This is a genomic window from Frankia sp. BMG5.23, from assembly GCF_000685765.2.
GTDB classification, from domain to species: domain Bacteria; phylum Actinomycetota; class Actinomycetes; order Frankiales; family Frankiaceae; genus Frankia; species Frankia casuarinae.
In genome coordinates this window covers 25030-41108 of record NZ_JDWE01000006.1, presented here as the reverse complement: position 1 = coordinate 41108, position 16079 = coordinate 25030, and the positions used below count along the sequence as shown (strand labels likewise).

Sequence of the window (16079 nt, the reverse complement as noted above, 5' to 3'; positions counted from 1 at the left end):
GTCACGGGTCGAGGTGGTCGGGCGCCGGTGAGGAGCGCGGCGCGGCGGTCAAGTGATCATTTTTCCGGATGGGCGGGGAAGTCGCGGGTGATCACCAGGATCAGTGTGTCGGTGGAGACGATTCTGGTCTTCGACCGGGGCACGATGCTCTCGATGCCCGGCATCGCCTCCTTCAGGGCGCGGGCGGCGTCGGCGTCGGCGTCGTCGTAGAAGACCGTCGTCACCGGGACGTTGTAGATCGACTGGTAGTTGCCCACCCGCTCGACCCGGAACCCGGCCGACTCGACCTGCTTGGCGGCCACCTCGGCGAGTCCGGCGATCCGCGAGTTGTTCAGGACGACCACCGGGGCTGTGGCCTTTGGTCCCGGCGGGGCCGGCGGCTTCGTCGCGGTGGACGCGGACGGCGCCGGCGTCGGTTTCGGGGACGCCGGCGCCGTCTTCGTGGCCCTCGGGCCGGGGGCCGGGGCCGCCGCGCGGTGCGGCGGCGGGGCCGGAGTGGTCCGGCCGCCGCCGGCTTGGTCCGTGCCCGGCCGCGCCGAGCGCGTCGGGGCCGCGACCTGGGTGGTGGAGCCGTCCGTGTTGGACGAGCCGTTCAGCAGATTGACCACCAGGATGCCCGCGAGTACGGCGAGAACCGCGACGACGCCCGCGCCGAGGGTGTGGAGCCGGTCCGGGCGCCACCGGTGGGGACGCCGCTGCGGTGCGTTCGTGGCATGTGTCATGCGTGGTCTTACCTCTCGGCCCGGTCATGTCGGCCGGATCGGGCCGCCCGGCGTTGCTCCCGCAGCCGGCGCAGCCGGCGGACCAGCATCGGATCGGCTATCAGCGCGGCTTCCGAATCGATCAGCCGGTTCAACAACTGGTAGTAGCGTGTTGATGACAGTCCGAACTCGACCCGGATCGCCTCCTCCTTGGCTCCCGGGTGACGCCACCAACCCTGCTCGAAGCGCAACATGCGACGATCGCGATCGGACAGTTCGTTCGGCGGGACGTCCGCCCGCGCCGGTTTCTCGGGCGCCGGTTTCTCGGGCGGCAGTCTCTCGGGCGGCAGAGGATGTGCTGCCTCCACAGCGGGACCTCCTCGGGACGCATCCGGGACGATGGGCGCGATGGTGCGCCGACGTACCACGCCCGGTATGGTGCGCCGCCCACTATTTCACCCCGTGGGTCCGACATCTTCGGCGTCTCCGGCGACACACGTCCCGCCCACGGCCCGGCCGCCCGGCGCGGATACGATGAGATGTTCGCGGGAGGCCCCCACCCGGTTCCGGCCAGCTCCGAGTTCCGGCCAGCTCCGAGGGCCCCGATTGGCTACCGTTGGCGCTGATTGACTTCCGGGCAGGCGGGGCACGCCGTGTGGTGGCCTACCCTTGGCCGGTGAGCCGGCGCTTCACCCGCACCACCGAGGACTTCGTCTGCCTGGTCTGCGCGACGGCCGTGCGTGGTGACGGGTACACCAACCACTGCCCGTCCTGTCTGTCGTCGCGGCACGTCGACGTCAACCCCGGCGACCGGGCGGCGCGGTGCGGCGCTGTGATGCGGCCGGTCGCGGTGGAGAGCCGTACGCACGATCTGGTCATCACGCACGTCTGCGAGCGGTGCGGGCATCGGCGCCGCAACCGGTCCGTCCCGGCGGACGATCACGACACGCTGCTGGCGGTCGCCGCCGCGGCCGCGCAGGCTGCGACGGCCCCAGGGGCACGACCGCCGCGCCGCCCGGGGCGCGCGCGGCGGTCATGACCGCCGGTCAGGGATGCCGGTCAGGGATGCCGGTCAGGGATGCCGGTCAGGGATACAGACCCCGGGTCCGGTGGGCGTCGGCCACCCGGCCGACCCCGATGACGTGCGCGGCGTTGCGCATGCTGATCTTCTGGGTCGTGGCCAGCAGGGAGACCTCGCGGTACGCGCGGTCCATCAGCGCCCGGAGCCGGTCGCTGACCTCGTCCTCGGACCAGAAATACGCCTGGATGTCCTGCACCCATTCGAAGTACGAGACCGCCACCCCGCCGCCGTTGGCGAGGATGTCCGGCACCACCAGGACGCCCCGGTCGTCCAGGACCTGGTCGGCCTCGGCGGTCACCGGGCCGTTGGCACCCTCGACGATGATCGGCGCGCGGACCCGGTCGACGTTCTCGACCGTGATGACGCCCTCCAACGCCGCGGGGACGAGCACGTCGACGTCGAGCTCCAGGAGCTCGTCGTTGGTGATCGTGTCGGTTCCCGGGTAGCCGACGACCGTCTCCGCGCCGCCGGCGAGATGGCGGATGAGGGCGGCCGGGTTGAGTCCCTGCGGGTTGTAGATCCCGCCCTTCACGTCCGAGACCGCGACCACAGTGCAACCGGCGTCGTGCAGGTACTGGGCCGCGAGCGCCCCCACCTTGCCGAAGCCCTGGACCGCGATCGTCATCGCGTGCGGGTCGCGCCCGGTCTCGCGCAGCGCGGCGAACACCGAAAGCTGCACCCCCAGGCTGGTCGCCCCGGCCCGACCGGCGGAACCGCCGATGGACAGCGGCTTGCCGGTTACCACACCGGTGGTGGTGTACCCGGTGTGCGCCGAGTAGGTATCCATGATCCAGGCCATGGTCTGCTCGTCGGTGCCCACATCCGGTGCCGGGATGTCCTTCTCCGGTCCGATCAACGGGACGAGTTCGGCGGCGTAGCGCCGGGTCAGGCGTTCGCGTTCCGGCAGGGAGAGCATCGCCGGTTCCACCGCGATGCCGCCCTTGGCCCCGCCGTAGGGGATCCCCATCAGCGCGCACTTCCAGGTCATCCACATCGCCAGCGCCTTGACCTCGTCGAGGTCGGTGGTTGGGTGGAAGCGGATCCCTCCCTTGCCCGGGCCACGGGCGAGGTTGTGCTGGACGCGATAGCCGGTCAGCACGGTCAGCTGACCGTCGTCGCGCTGTAGCGGAACGCTGACGGTGATCGCCCGGCGGGGCGTGCGGAGCAGGTCGTGCATACCGTCGTCAAGGCCCAGATGACGAGCCGCGTTCGCCAGTTGAACGCAGGCCGTGTCCCATGCTGAGCCGGATCCGAGGATCACAGGCACCTCCGCGGCGCGTTTCGAGCCACCCTTCGCCGCCGAACGCGCCGCCCGGTCCGCCGGCCACGGCGCGCTCCGTTGCGCGCCGCGGTGGTGACTCGATATGGCGCAAACAATAGGTGACGGGAGATGCCGTCCGTCAGGTGCGCGCAGGGCGCGCCATCGCCCACCAGGCACCTGCGGGTACGGTCGCGAGCGTGCGCGCGGACCCGTCGAGCCGCCTCCCGGTGCCGCGGCGCGCCGGGGGGCCGGCTTTGTCCGCACCCGGACGGCCGGCCGCGCTCGCTCGTCCCGGAGCCGGCACCCCCGACCGGTCAGCCCGGCGCCTCTGGGCATGGTGGCTGGTCAGCCGTGCCGTCCTCGTCACCCTGGTGGTGACCGACCAGGCGTTCGGCATGCAGCAGAGCGTGCTCGGCGATCTACACATCTATGCGGAGTGGGGCCGCGGGCTCAGTCGCGGCGAGGGGATGCCCACCGGTGACGACCGTTGGCAGTATCCGCCGGGCGCGGCAGTTGTGTTCGTGTTGCCCGACGTAACTCACGCCTATCTGGGATTGCCCTATCGAGCGGTGTTCGTCGGGATGATGGTGGCCGTCGACGCCGTCCTGACCGCCGCGCTGGTGCGTCGCTCGGTCCCGGCGGCGGGGTTCTGGGTGGCGGGTCTCACCGCGTTGGGACCGGTGGCGCTGGCCCGTTTCGATCTGCTGCCGGCCGCGGCGGCGGTCGCGGCCGTGCTCGCGCTCGCCGCGGGCCGGTTCGGCCGGGCGGGATTTCATCTCGCCGCGGGTGCGCTGCTCAAGATCTGGCCGGTCCTGCTGCTGATCGCCCTGTCCCGTCCGCCGCTCCGGTCCCCGGGTCGGTCGGCGTCCATCGATCCGCCCCCCGATCCGCCCCCCGGCCGGCCCACCGGTCGATTCCCGGCGCCCTCGCCGGACTGGTTGCGTCTTGCCGCCGGCGTCCTGTGCGCCGTCGGGGGGCTCGCGGCGCTGTTCGCGCTCACCGGGTGGTGGCGGGACGCGTTCGGGTTTCTCGGCGCGCAGCAGGCCCGCGGACTACAGGTGGAGGCGGTGGCCGCGACGCCGTTCGTCGTCGCCCACATGCTCGGCCATGGAACGGCACCCGGCTATTCCTACGGTTCGCTCCAGTTCGACACCCCGCTGGCCCGCGGCGTGGCCACCGCATGCTCGTTGACCGAGATCGTAGTGATCGCCATTTCGGCCCTGTGGTGGTGGGGGTGGGCGCGTCCGCCCGCGGCGGCGGACGGCGCGGGCCGGGCCGGTGTGCTCGTGGGGCGCACGCTCGCGCTGCTGCTTGTCGTGGTCGTGACCGCCCGCGTGCTCAGCCCGCAGTACCTCGTGTGGATCATGGCGCTCGTCGCGGTCTGGATCGCGATGGCCCGGCCCGCCGGCTCCGGCGGCCTGACCGTCCCGGCTGGTGGACCGGCTGCCCCCGTCCCGGCCGGTGGACCGTCGTGGCGGTGGGTGGCGCTGCTGCTGATCTGCGTTGTGCTCTCCCAGGTCGTCTATCCGTGGCGGTACAACGACGTCGTCCAGGGACGGATCATGATGAGCCTGGTCCTGGTGGTCCGCAACGTCGGACTGGTCACCGTCTGCGGGTGGGCGTGGCGTGCCGCCGCCGGATCGCGACCAGCGTGATGACCGTTCCCGCGGCCGCAAGGCCGGCGCAGCCGATGACGGCCAGGGACGTCTCGACGCGCCCGAGCAGCCGCCAGGTCGCGGCGAGCGGCGCGAGGGTCGTCAGGCACAGCCAGGCCGACGTGACGACCACCAGGGCGATGGTCCACCCCCCGACCCCCCCGACGATCCGCTCGACGGCCGCCCCGAGACGCCTCATGCGGCGTGGTTGCATCCCCGGCGTCCTGGGACGGGCCGTTCCAGGGTGGGGCGTCGGCGGGGTTGACCGGGCGAGGGCCACGACGACCGCGAGTGCCGGCAGGCACAGCGCGAGGTACCAGGGGTAGAGCACCGGGCTGCCGAGCGCCACCGCCAGCCCGCCGTAGCCGAGCACGATCAGGTCGTGCCGACGGCCGGCGTACCCGTCCCGGTCCCGCCAGGCGCGCAGGGCGAGCCAGGCCACCACCAGCGCCGCGCCGGCCAGGCACAGGGCCCGAGTCGCCCGCTGCGTTTCGGCGCCGGACGGATGGCGGCCGACCGGACCAAGCATGCCGTCGACCCCGTCGACCGCCGCGGCGAGAATCGAGGCCGGTGCGGCCCCCGTGGTCAGGGTGCCCGACGTGGACAACGCGTGGATCCAGGTCGGGCCGAAGCCGCCAGCCACCATGCTCAGCCCCGCGGCGAGCGCGACCGCGGCGGCATCGGCCGCGAGCAGCACGGCGCCGGCGCGGATCGGACGCCGCGCCGACCGGGCGGCCCGCAGATGCGCCAGCACCAGCCAGGCGACGCCGAGGAGGGCGGTCGCCTTGACGCTTCCGGCCACGCTGACCAGCGCCGTCGCCGCGGCGCCGAGCGCGGCCTGCCGAGCCGTCGGCGTGCTCCTTCCCTCCGGGCCGGGCGCCGGTGCCGAGGCGAGCCGTCGGCGGTCCACCACCAGCGCCGCCACGAGCAGCGCCGCGGCCGTTGCGTCGAGGTGGGCTCCGCCGATCAGGTGCACGACGACGACCGGATTGGCCGCGACGAGCACCATGACCAGGGCCCGTCGGCCCGGCTCCGGTCCGGCGAGCCGTAGCGTCAGGACGACCATCGCGATCGTTGCGAGGATCGCGACTATCTTGAGCAGCGCGACCGTCCCGGCCGGCCCGCCGCCGAGGGCCGCGGCGCTCTTCTCCACGGCGACCGCGGCACCGCCATAGGGCGCATGGGTGTTCCACCACCGGGGGTCAACGGCCCGGACGAACGCCGAGCCCGAGCCCTCGGCGGTCAGCAGGGCGGAGACGCCGTGTGTCGCCGGATCCAGGCCGAGCCTCGCCAGCTCACCCTGAGCGGCGTAGGCGTAGATGTCCCGGCTGAACAGTGGTGGGCCCACCGCGAACGGGAGGCTCCAGACGATCCACGCCGCGAGGGCGGCCCGCGGGGAGGTGCGGCCGGCGATCGTCGCGCGCACAAGTCCGCCCCAGCACAGACACAGAGTGATGATGCCCAGGGCCGCCAGGCCGGCCAGGACGCCCCTTGCGGTATCCGACGAGGCCGCCGATGGGAGAATGCCCCACCAGGAGGAAGGGTCGGTCGTGTGCGGATCGCGCGAACCGAGCCGACCCTCGCTCATCATGGCCACGACCGCGGCGCCGCCACCGGCGAGGACCAGCAGGGTCACCCTGGTCGGGGCCAGGATGCCGGCCGGTCGGGGCCTGCCGCTGCCCGGTCCGGACGGGACGGGCGCGGCCTGACGCCGCCCGCGGGGCAAGCTGTCGGGTGATGACCGGTCGGAGACGGCGGATGGACTGTCGTCGGTGTGTGGGGGGGTCGCGGGTGACAACGCTCGCGACCCCGGGTTCCCCGCCTGACGCCATCTCGGGGGGGCGGACGGCGTCGACCGCCCCGGCGACGGGTGGGCCCGGGCACCCCGGGTCGGAGCCTCGCGTGGCCACACTGCCCCAGACCCCTTCCATCGCCCTCGAGCCGCCGCGGCACCGCGGACCGCTCGTGCGGGGTGTTCTCGCTGTCGTCGTGGCGGTTCGCCGCTGGCCCTGGATTCTGACCGCCGCGCTCTGCCTGCTGTGCGTCGGTCTTGGCATCACCGGTCCGGACACCCCCGCCCAGGAGTACCGGGTCTGGCTGTTCCGGCACGGCGGAGTGGTGCTCTGGGATGATCAGTGGTACGGCGGTCACACCATCCCCGGCTACAGTGTGCTGTTCCCCCCGCTCGGTGCGCTTGTCGGGGTACAGCCGCTCGGCGCGATCTCCTGCGTCGCCTCGACGATGATCGTGACCCGGTTGCTCCGCGGTCCTGGCCGGCGGACCGGGCATGATCTGGTCCTCGTCTGGTTCGCGGTCTCGACGGTGGCGAACCTCGTCGTGGGCCGCATGCCGTTCGCGCTCGGGATGACCTTCGGTGCTCTGGCGCTGGTCGGCGCGCGGGAACGGCACACGAAGCTGACCTGGATCGGCGCGGTCCTGTCGTCGCTGGCGTCTCCGTTGGCCGGCGGCTTCGTGCTGCTCGTCGGCCTCGCGTTGCTGCCGACGATCGGATGGCGCCGGGCGCTCCCGTTCGCCGGCGCCGGATCCGGCATCATCGTCGCGCTCGCGTTTCCCGAGGACGGGTACCAGCCCTTTCCCGCGCTCACCTTCCTGTCGCTGCTGACCCTCATCGCGGTCGGCCTGCTCGTCGTGCCCGGGCACGCCCGGCTCATCCGGCCCATCCGGCACGGCCTGTTGCTCTGGGCGGCCGCGGCAGTGGTCTTCTTTTTCGTGCCCACCCAGATCGGCGGAAACATCACCCGACCGGCGACGCTGCTCGCCGGCCCTACCGCGGCGTTGTTGCTCGCCGAACGCCGCCGCGTCCTCGCGGTCGTGGCGATCCCGCTGATCGGCTGGCAGATCGGGCCGGTGCACGGGGCGCTGCTTGTCCACGGCGATCCGTCCGGGTCGAAGGCCTATTACACCGAGCTCCTCGACTACCTCGACCGCGGCGCACCGGTGTCGGCCGGGCGGGTGGAGATCCCCTTCACCCGGGCCCACTGGGAGGCGCGCTTCGTCGCCCCGTCCGTACCCATGGCCCGCGGCTGGCTGCGCCAGCTCGACAGCAAGTACAACGCGCTGTTCTACGACGGGACACTGAACGCCGAGACCTACCACGAGTGGCTGCTCGCCCGCGGCATCCGCTACGTCGCCCTCCCCGACGTCGAGCTGGATCCCTCCGCGGTCGCCGAGGCCAGGCTGCTGCGAGCCGGTCTGCCTTATCTCGATCTCGCCTGGCAGAACGCGCACTGGAAGGTGTGGCTCGTCACCGACTCCCCGGGCCTGGTGCAGGGACCGGCCTCGCTCACCGAACTGGGGGTGAGTTCGGTCGCGGTCGACTTCCACGCGCCCGGGGTCGCCACGGTGCTCGTGCACTACACCCCCTACTGGCAGCTGTCGGGGGGCACGGCGTGCGTCTTCCGGGCGGCCGGGGGCTGGACGGGCATTCTCACCGAGTCGTCCGGACCGGTGCGCCTGTCCGCCCGGCTGTCCGTCGACGGCCTGACCCGCGCCAGCGCCCTGGACTGCCCGGTCGGTCAGCGCGTCTCCTGACTTCTCGGGGCGGCTGTCGGCGGGTCTCAGCCCGTCTATCTAGGACGTCCGGACACCGGGCCGGACGACCGGGTGTCCGGGTGTCCGGACGAACTCACCGGGCGGCGGGTTCGGACACCAGATCCGCGACGACGATGGTGGTGTCGTCCCGGGCACCGGCCAGCAGGGCCGCTTCGACGAGCGCGTCCGCGGCCCGCTCGGGCGGCTCGGGCCCCAGCGCGCTCAGCAGGCCGTCGAGCTGTTCCGGGCTCATCACCTTGGTGATGCCGTCGCTGGCGAGAACGACCCGGTCACCGGCGCGGACCGGCTCGCTGAAGATGTCCGCCTCGATCTCGTCAGCGAGCCCGACGGCGTTGAGCAACGGACCGTTACGGATCGCGTGCGGCGTGGTCAGTGCCCGCGGCCGTCCCTTGCCGGGCTGCAACCACACCGAGCTGTCGCCCACGTGTGCGACGGTGAGGTACTCGCCGGTGCTCTGCTGACGCCCGAGGATGACGACGTCCAGCGTGCAGGCCATGCCGAGCCAGGCCGGCTCCTCTCGAGCCCGGGTCCGGACCACCCAGTTCGCCCGTTCCACGGCCTTGCGCAGGCCCTCGAGCGGATCCTCGGCGTACTGCGGGCGGAAACCCGCCACCGTGGTGACCGTCAGCGTGGACGCGATCTGGCCGGCAGCCTCGCCACCGACCCCGTCCGACACCGCCAGCAGCCCGTCGACGACGACGAACGCGTCCTCGTTGGGACCGCCGCGTTTGCCCCGGCGGGTGCGCCCCGCGGCGGCGAGTCGCAGCGCGGCGGCCGTCGTCTGCTCCGGCTCGATCGCCATGAGATCGCCCGTCTGCCCCCTCGGGGGAGCGGGCGGAGCCACGGGGATGGTCGTCGCCGTGGGGGAGCTCTCCCACGGCGTGTCCTCAACCGTTCGGGTTGACTCGGCGCCGCGCGGAGCCGGCGCGTGTTCCCCGGGTGGCGGGAGGGGATAGTCGCCGGTCGCCGGGTCGTAGTAGCGGGTGGCATCCGCCCGTTCGTCACCGAAGGCACCGGGCCCGAGGTGCGGCTGACCGGCGGGCGGTGGCGTCCAGCCGGTGGAGTCGGGATCGCGGTCGCCTTCACCGCCGCCGACGGAAACCTGCGAGGTCACATCCCCTCCCCATGCCGCGCCTGCGTCCGGGACGCCGCTCGCGCTGTCCGCTGACCTGTCCGCCGTGTTGCCCGTCGCACCGGTTGCCGAGGAGACCGGCGCCGGCTCGGCGAAGCCGGGCACGATCCCGTCGGGCGGGGTGGCGTCAGAGCTGTCACGGATCGGCACCGTACCGTATCGGTGGCGCTGATGGTCGAGGCCACGAGAGCGTCGCTGGTTCTCCCCGGGCCGGACGGGCCGGTTGTTGAGGATGACGAAGACCAGCCCACCCACCAGCAGCATCACAATGAGCATGATCGGTACCAGCGGGCTACCCATGGCCTCCGTCCTCGCCGTAGCAATTACGATCACGCTGTAGGACGTGTCGCCAGCCGTCTTCCTTCATACCTAAAGGCATCAACTCAGAAGAGACCGGGTATGTGTCGCGACACTGACACAAGTGCTGAGCATTGTTCCAGACTTGGGCGCGGCCGAGTAGGGCCGACGCCCGGGCGGCCCCGCCGAGAGGCGGGCGCCACGAAGGATGCCTCCGATGAACGGTGACGGCCCGTATCGGGGGGCGCGAGACGGTGATTGTTCGCCGCCGCATCAACGCGTCACGGTGATGAAGATCATCAGGGTCAGGCACAACGTCACGGCGGTCACGGCGGTCACGGCGACTCTGGTGGTCATGGCGGTCGTGGCGCGCCACGGGAGCAGGCGGCGGCGCCTGAGCGGTGCGGGTCGGCCGATCGCGGCGATCACCTGGCTCTCGACGAAGCCGGGCAGCTCGCTCGCGGCCCGCAGCCGCGGGTCGTCGGGGAGGTAGAGCGCCACCAGCCGGCGCACGACGCGTTCCAGGTCGGCGGGGAAGGGGTGATCTGCCTCCGATCCCCGCACTGTTCGGCGGAAGTACCTCTCCGCCGCTCTGGCCAACTCCGGACCCGTCAACGGCCCCTCCTCCGGATGGGCGGTTTCCTGGCCCGGGGCACCGTCCCGGCGGATAACCTCGTGCAGATCCCAGGCGTCGTCCCAGTTCGGAACGTGTCGGACCAACAGCCCGAAGATGCGGGCCGCGTTCGGCTGGCCAAGCTGGCAGGCTCGGAGGAAGGCGATCGCCGGATCGGGACCGTCCGGCCAGGTCGGCGGAATGCGGGCGGTGAGCTCCGCACCCAGGACACGTAGATCGTTCTCGAGTGCTCCTGGTGCTCCTGGCGGACCGGGTTCGTGGGACGCGCCGGGCAGGTAGAGGCCGGCGATGCGCCGCACGGTCTGCATCAGCGGCCCGTCGCCTCGTCCCGACGCGGCCTCGACCGCGACCAACCGCTCGAAATACGGGCGCGCACCGGCTCCGAGTACCTCCGCCTCATGTGCCCGCGACGTGGGCCGGCCGGGTGGCCCGACCGGGGAGGCCCCCGCGTAGGCGATGTCATCGCGGATGTCCTCGGCGGTATGCCATCCCGGGGCGTAGAGAACGAGCAGCCGGAACGCATCAGCTCCCCGGGCATGGGTTTCGCGCAGCAGACGCACGACTTTCGCCGCGGCCGACTCCGGGGGCCACCGCGACCCGCCACCCGTCGGTGCGGCGCCTGTCACCACCTCGTCTGCCAGGGCTCTGGCGAATTCGAAACCCTCGGGCAGGCCGAACAGGTCGAAGAGGGCCCGCAGCGTCTGATGGATCAGATCGATGCGGCGCCCGGCCCAGACGGCGGGGTCTACCGCGGCCGCCGGGATCGCGAGCGCGGCGAGCCCCGCGACCAGCCGGGTCAACATCTCCACGACTTCGCGCTGCATCGTCGTCACCGCGCGGTGCACCGCGTCGATGTAGGCGGCGCGGTCGTGGTCGCTCTGGTAGGCGTCCGGGGCCAGCCGTCGAGTGATGGCCTGAGTGACGTCGCTCGCGGCGCGGGCCAGGACATCGGTACGGTGGCCGGGTGGGCGTTGAGAGACCGTTCCGAGAGGAGACCGGGCGGGCTCGCCGCGCTGCGGCAGGGTGCAGTGCAGCAGGTCACGTAGCGCGGCGAGCTCGCGGAGTTCGGTGGGTGACTCGAGCGGATCGACGAGAGGGTCGTACGCCGCGTCGCTGAGGGAGATACCCAGCGGGACGCCCAACGCGGCGAGCAGCCGGTCGATCGGGTGCAGACGATCGTCCCAGTACGACCACTCCTGCCGATACGCCTCCGCGACGTGTCGGATGACGGCGTTCCCCGCGTCCCGTTCCAGCCGTTCCAGGTGCCGCCGTTCCCCTGGGCCCGGATCGGTTGGCTGCGCGGTGGCCGATTCCGGGGTGGCGGGCGGCGGCGTGGCAGGTCGGGGGACGCGGCGCACGGTGACGGGGAGTCGGGCGGGTCGGGAAGCACCGGTAGGCGACGCCGACAGGTGGTCCGGTCGGGCGGCGCGCAGCGCCTCGACGGTCTCCGTGGCCAGCCGGATCGCGTTGTCGCGCGCGGAGGTCATCCGGTATCCCGAGAAGATCGACTCCAGGGCGACCGCGAGCAGCGGGACTGCCTGGCGCAGTGGCTCGTCCCGGCGCGGTGGCTCGTCCCGGCGCGGTGGCTCGTCGTGGACCTGTGCGGGCGAAGGAACCCGCAACGCGGCGAGTTCGTCCGCGAGGGCGGAGATTGTTCCTTCGACCTGGCGCTGCTCCTCGGAGACCGCGTTGGCGACCGCGTTGGAGATTTTGTCGATCATCCGGCCGGCCGGCTCCTCCTCCCGCAGCCGGCCCAGAATGACGCCGACGATCTCCTCGCGCAACCGTTCCCGGGGCCCGGGGCCCGCTGCCCGGGCCGCTGGCACGAGCCCGCCGCCCGGGCCGGCGACGGGGCCGGCCAGCAGCCCCGCGACCCGGCGCAACTGACCGCGCAGCCGCTCCACGCTCGCCAGGTCCGCCGGCAGACCTACCGGTTCGATGAGGGCGGTGAAAAGACGGCGCACGGGGTCCGCGGCCGTGCCCTGTTCGGCGGAGCTCGACCAGTTCGAAGCCCGCAGGCGTTCGTACCGTTCGCGGAGGTGTTCGCGGACGGCGAGCGCTCCGGCGCCTGTCGTCGCTGCCGGTGCCGGATCGCCCGGCGCGGCCGGGGCCGTCGAGTGTCCCAGGCCGACGGCATCGGTCGTGGTCGAGAGGGGTGCCGGATCCGGGGGACCCGACGTACCCGAACCACTCGCGGTACCCGGGACGCCCGTACGCGGAGCACCCGCGGTATCCGCGAGGGTGGCCAGGTCGCCGCCGGGCGGCGGCGCGGTGGTCCTCTCGACCCCGTTCTCCATCACCCGCCGGCACCAGGCTTCCGGCCGGCTCGGGTCGAACATCTCGTCACCGACCAGGGCCAGCAGGTCGCCGATTCCCCGCATCCCACCGCGGCCGTGGAGGTCCACGAGCAGCCGGGCGGCGGCGGTCATGATCGGTGGAGCGTCCGGCCCGACCCGCGGATCCACGTGGATCGCGGCAGGCTCCCCGTTGCCGGCACACTCTGGTTCGAACGGGACAAACAGGAACCGCGGGCCTGGCTCGTCGGTGTGCCGCGCGCCCGAGGGGGTGGCGCCTGAAGGGACGGTGGTCGCATGCGTGGAGAAGGTCAGCCGGTAGGGCAGAACGCCTTCGAGGATCTCCACCAGGGCCCACATCAGCATGAGCGCCTCATCCGAACCGGTGTGGGCCACCACGAAGGGACGCTCGGCCCGCGACCATGCCAATACCGTCGCGATGAGCGTGACGAGCCGATCGCGCCGCACCCCCGCGCGCGCCGACTGGCGCAGGGTCCGCTCGCCCGTCCGCCGGCGTGCGGTGAGGTCGCGCAGGTGCAGGGGAGCCAGCCGCGGGATGGTGCGGGAGTTCCCCACCACGACCCCACCCGCCGCGTACAACGCGAGCCCCACCCGTTCGGTCAGATAGTCCGCCCGGCCGATCAGGATGTGGGCACGCAGCCGAGCCCGGCTGTCGCCGCCGCGTTCCGGGATCCGGATCCGGTGCACGAGCGCCGCCTCCGGGATGCGGTGCGGATCCCTCGCCGTGAGATGATCCGGCGCCTCGGGATGATCCGGAGATCGGATGAGGTAGGCGAGCGCCGACGGTGGGTGGGGGACCCGGCTCTCGTCGAGCTCGACCTCGCCGGCGAGAAGCCCGCTCCAGGACCTGGTCACCGTGGAGCCCAGGGAGCTCGCCGCCGGGAGGTGACCCTCGCCACCCGTCCTGCTTCGGCGCGGCCAGGCATAGATCATCTGGTCGAGCCGCGTTGCCTCCGCCGCCCGGCCGGACCGCGCCATCGACGTCCCCAGGTGATCGATCACGGTAGACACCCGTTCCGCCGGACCCGGCGGCGTCGCTGAACGTGCCAGCCGCGACAAGCGCCGAGGACGACGGATCCGGCGGCGACGCCTTCCCGGGCGTCTTCAAATCCGCTCGCACCCGCCGGTGATACTTTCTTCCGGGGACCGTAATACCGGGCCGCGTAATGCTGGTCCCGTCCGAAAATCCTGGTCATAGCGGGTGGGCCTGAGGGCAGGAGCCCCCTGGCCGCTCGCTGCTTCTCAGCCAATGGTCGCCCCCCAGACGGCGGTCCCTCAGCCGGGCATTGATCGTGCTATCCCGGTGAATTGTGGCGTGCTGGCGGAAAAATATTCCTGGCGCCTGGTGGATGTCCAGAGGAGTCCTGAAAAATCGGCCTTGCGATCGCTGCCGGCCCGTCGGTTGCGATCCTTCCGTGGGGTGTGCCGTCGCTCCCGCCCGAGGAAGGATCGGCAACCGGGCCCAGGGTCGTACCCCCGACGAAGTTCTGTAGTGCCCGCTGCCGCGCCGCCGGTATACGCGTGCGCCGGTGAACTTCCGCGGTCGTCCTTTCGTCGCATGGTGGGTCGCCGTTGTATCCATGATGTTGACATGATGTTATTCGGCTCGTTCGTCGTCCCGGATGTGCCCGCCACCGCGCGGGCGCGGTTTGTTCGCGGAATTGGCGGGATCCATCGAGCTGATCGGTGCAGCGGCGGTGGTTCCGGCGCCAATAATCCGACGGATCTCACAGCGAGTGACGCTATCCCGGGGGCGGATCTGACGTTGAATACCGTCACACGATGCGAGCGGTGAACGGTCTTCGGTCGAGATCGAGGTTGTCATGGTCGTGGCACGATTCCTGAGCTCCCGCCGGAAGGGCGATCAGAACCGGCCCGCTTCGCACCGTCCGACGGCTTCTCGGTCGGGTGGCCGGTCAGGTGGTGGGCACGGCCGCGTCGGCGCGTGGCCGGACGAGGGTGAACCGGTCGAACGGGACCGGCGTCGGTGCACTGGAGTCGTACACGGTCACCCGGATGCTCGTCGAGCCGCCCGGTTCACCTGGATCCACCTCGAAAGCCGCGAAGGCGTATGGATGCTCCGGTGCCCGGAAGGCGAGCCAGGGCGCGTCCTCTCTCGCCCGGACCGATTGGCGATGCCACCGGCCGGGATCCTGTTCGTGCACGCCGACGATGACCCAGCAGGCGGGTGGATCGAACAGTGCGTGCGCGGACGGCGACGAGGATCCTCCGGTGCCCACGAGCAGGTGGACGGTGCCCGCCGAGGTGTCGAGCAGGTCACCGGCCCCGTCACCGGCCGCGGCGCCCGCTCCGTCAGCGGTCTTCCGGGCGGGCGTCGTCGCGCCGGGGACCGGGCGGGGAGTCCGGGTCGCGCTGTCCGGCACGACCCCGCGCAGCGGATGAGTGCGCTCGTAGTGGTGCTCGTGGCCGCAAAGCACCAGATCCACCTCGTAGGTGTCGAACAACGGCAGCCATTCTTCCCGGATACCGAGGTCGGCGCCGTTGTGCTCCACCGCGGTCGACACCGCGGCGTGGTGCATGCCGACGACGATCCAGTCGATACCGGGATCGGCGCGGGCCTGTTTGAGGGTCTGTCTCAACCAGGAGGTCTGCCGGCCGGCGCTGTACCCATGGAGGTAGACCCGCCCGCTGTCCTGATAGCAGACGTCGGCGGCGCTGAGCATGACGAACCGCACGCCGCCGACGGTGAACGCGTACCAGAGCCCGGCGAGGTAGGCCTCCTCGTCGTGCTGGGGAAGGGCGAAGTAGGTCTGGTAGGCGGCGAGCCCCAGAGCTCCGTTGCCCCGCTCGGTCTCATGGTTGCCGTTGCAGGGCATCCACGGCCGGAACCGGGCGGAGGCGCTGATCATCGCGAACCAGTCGAACCAGGCGCGAACCGGATCCGTGCGCTGGTTGGCGTACGACAGGTCACCGTTCGCGAGGTTGAACAGTGGCGCGAGGCGTTCCACTCCGGTTATCACGTGGCGTGACGCAGCCGAGCCGTACGGATCGTGCGGCTCGTCGGTGCCCTGGTCGCCGAAGCAGGTGAAGCTGAAGGCGGCCCGATGCCGCGGAGCCGTGCGGAACGACCCGTGGGCCAAGCCCCAGCGCCCGTCATGACCCACGTCATAGCGGTAGTCGGCAGCCGGCAGGAGCCCGGACAGGTGCGCATGGTGGGCGAAGACCACCTCGTTCGTCAGGGCGTCCGTGTAGGAACGGGTGAGCGCGGTCACCGAGCCGGTAGATCCGCCAGCCGCCGGACCGAACCGTACCTGGGGCCGAGGGACGGCCGTTCGGGTCAGCCACGAGACGACCATGGACGTGGCGGGATCGGAGCCGAAGGTCAGGTGAACGCCGAGCGCGACGTCGGGACTACCAGTCACCAGCGGAGCTCTCCCGTTCGCCGAACCAGCAGTCCGAATCGTCCTCG

10 protein-coding genes are annotated in these 16079 nt (G+C 71.9%); 3 read left to right on the top strand and 7 right to left on the bottom strand.

The genetic code is table 11. The annotated features are described in order from the left end of the window. Window positions 1-56: 56 nt before the first annotated feature. Window positions 57-722, bottom strand: a complete 666-nt coding sequence (locus BMG523DRAFT_RS04285; RefSeq protein ID WP_023840659.1) for a LytR C-terminal domain-containing protein — start codon at window positions 720-722, stop codon at window positions 57-59. 8 nt (window positions 723-730) lie between these two features. Then, entirely contained in the window at window positions 731-1069 is a 339-nt protein-coding gene (locus BMG523DRAFT_RS04280; protein WP_023840660.1) for a DUF3263 domain-containing protein, read from the bottom strand. Window positions 1070-1377: 308 nt separating this feature from the next. Here BMG523DRAFT_RS04280 and BMG523DRAFT_RS04275 point away from each other — a divergent pair, with 308 nt between their 5' ends. Further along, entirely contained in the window at window positions 1378-1740 is a 363-nt protein-coding gene (locus BMG523DRAFT_RS04275) for an RNHCP domain-containing protein (protein WP_035908608.1), read from the top strand. A gap of 46 nt (window positions 1741-1786) precedes the next feature. On the opposite strand, the gene BMG523DRAFT_RS04270 is transcribed toward BMG523DRAFT_RS04275, so the two are convergent. Then, a complete protein-coding gene (locus tag BMG523DRAFT_RS04270) occupies window positions 1787-3043 on the bottom strand; it encodes a Glu/Leu/Phe/Val dehydrogenase (RefSeq protein ID WP_011438744.1) in 1257 nt (418 codons plus the stop codon). Window positions 3044-3162: 119 nt separating this feature from the next. On the opposite strand from BMG523DRAFT_RS04270, the gene BMG523DRAFT_RS04265 reads away from it, so the two are divergent. Further along, the gene (locus tag BMG523DRAFT_RS04265; RefSeq protein ID WP_235462851.1) at window positions 3163-4698 is read left to right on the top strand and encodes a glycosyltransferase 87 family protein; all 1536 of its coding nucleotides are present in this window, start codon (window positions 3163-3165) and stop codon (window positions 4696-4698) included. Here the strand turns inward: BMG523DRAFT_RS04265 and mptB are convergent. Then, window positions 4646-6286: a polyprenol phosphomannose-dependent alpha 1,6 mannosyltransferase MptB gene (mptB, locus tag BMG523DRAFT_RS04260; protein WP_235462860.1), complete on the bottom strand. Its 1641-nt coding sequence runs from the start codon at window positions 6284-6286 to the stop codon at window positions 4646-4648. The genes BMG523DRAFT_RS04265 and mptB overlap by 53 nt on opposite strands. Before the next feature lie 314 nt (window positions 6287-6600). On the opposite strand from mptB, the gene BMG523DRAFT_RS04255 reads away from it, so the two are divergent. Beyond that, window positions 6601-8250: a hypothetical protein gene (locus tag BMG523DRAFT_RS04255; RefSeq protein ID WP_011438741.1), complete on the top strand. Its 1650-nt coding sequence runs from the start codon at window positions 6601-6603 to the stop codon at window positions 8248-8250. A gap of 94 nt (window positions 8251-8344) precedes the next feature. Here BMG523DRAFT_RS04255 and BMG523DRAFT_RS04250 read toward each other — a convergent pair whose 3' ends face one another. The 3 genes from BMG523DRAFT_RS04250 to BMG523DRAFT_RS04240 form a co-directional block, all read right to left on the bottom strand. Further along, the gene (locus BMG523DRAFT_RS04250; RefSeq protein WP_011438740.1) at window positions 8345-9703 is read right to left on the bottom strand and encodes a PP2C family serine/threonine-protein phosphatase; all 1359 of its coding nucleotides are present in this window, start codon (window positions 9701-9703) and stop codon (window positions 8345-8347) included. 270 nt (window positions 9704-9973) lie between these two features. Next, window positions 9974-13651 (bottom strand): hypothetical protein, encoded by a 3678-nt coding sequence (locus BMG523DRAFT_RS04245; RefSeq protein WP_152987827.1) that lies wholly within the window; start codon window positions 13649-13651, stop codon window positions 9974-9976. A gap of 914 nt (window positions 13652-14565) precedes the next feature. Then, window positions 14566-16032, bottom strand: coding sequence for a metallophosphoesterase family protein (locus BMG523DRAFT_RS04240; protein ID WP_035958296.1), 1467 nt, complete (start codon window positions 16030-16032; stop codon window positions 14566-14568). Window positions 16033-16079: the final 47 nt, after the last annotated feature.

What these genes read in the sequence shown, in the direction of transcription:
- BMG523DRAFT_RS04285 (WP_023840659.1), bottom strand. Translation starts at nt 722, where the DNA reads ATGACACATGCCACGAACGCACCGCAGCGGCGTCCCCACCGGTGGCGC.
- mptB (WP_235462860.1), bottom strand. Translation starts at nt 6,286, where the DNA reads ATGAGCGAGGGTCGGCTCGGTTCGCGCGATCCGCACACGACCGACCCT.
- BMG523DRAFT_RS04250 (WP_011438740.1), bottom strand. Translation starts at nt 9,703, where the DNA reads ATGGGTAGCCCGCTGGTACCGATCATGCTCATTGTGATGCTGCTGGTG.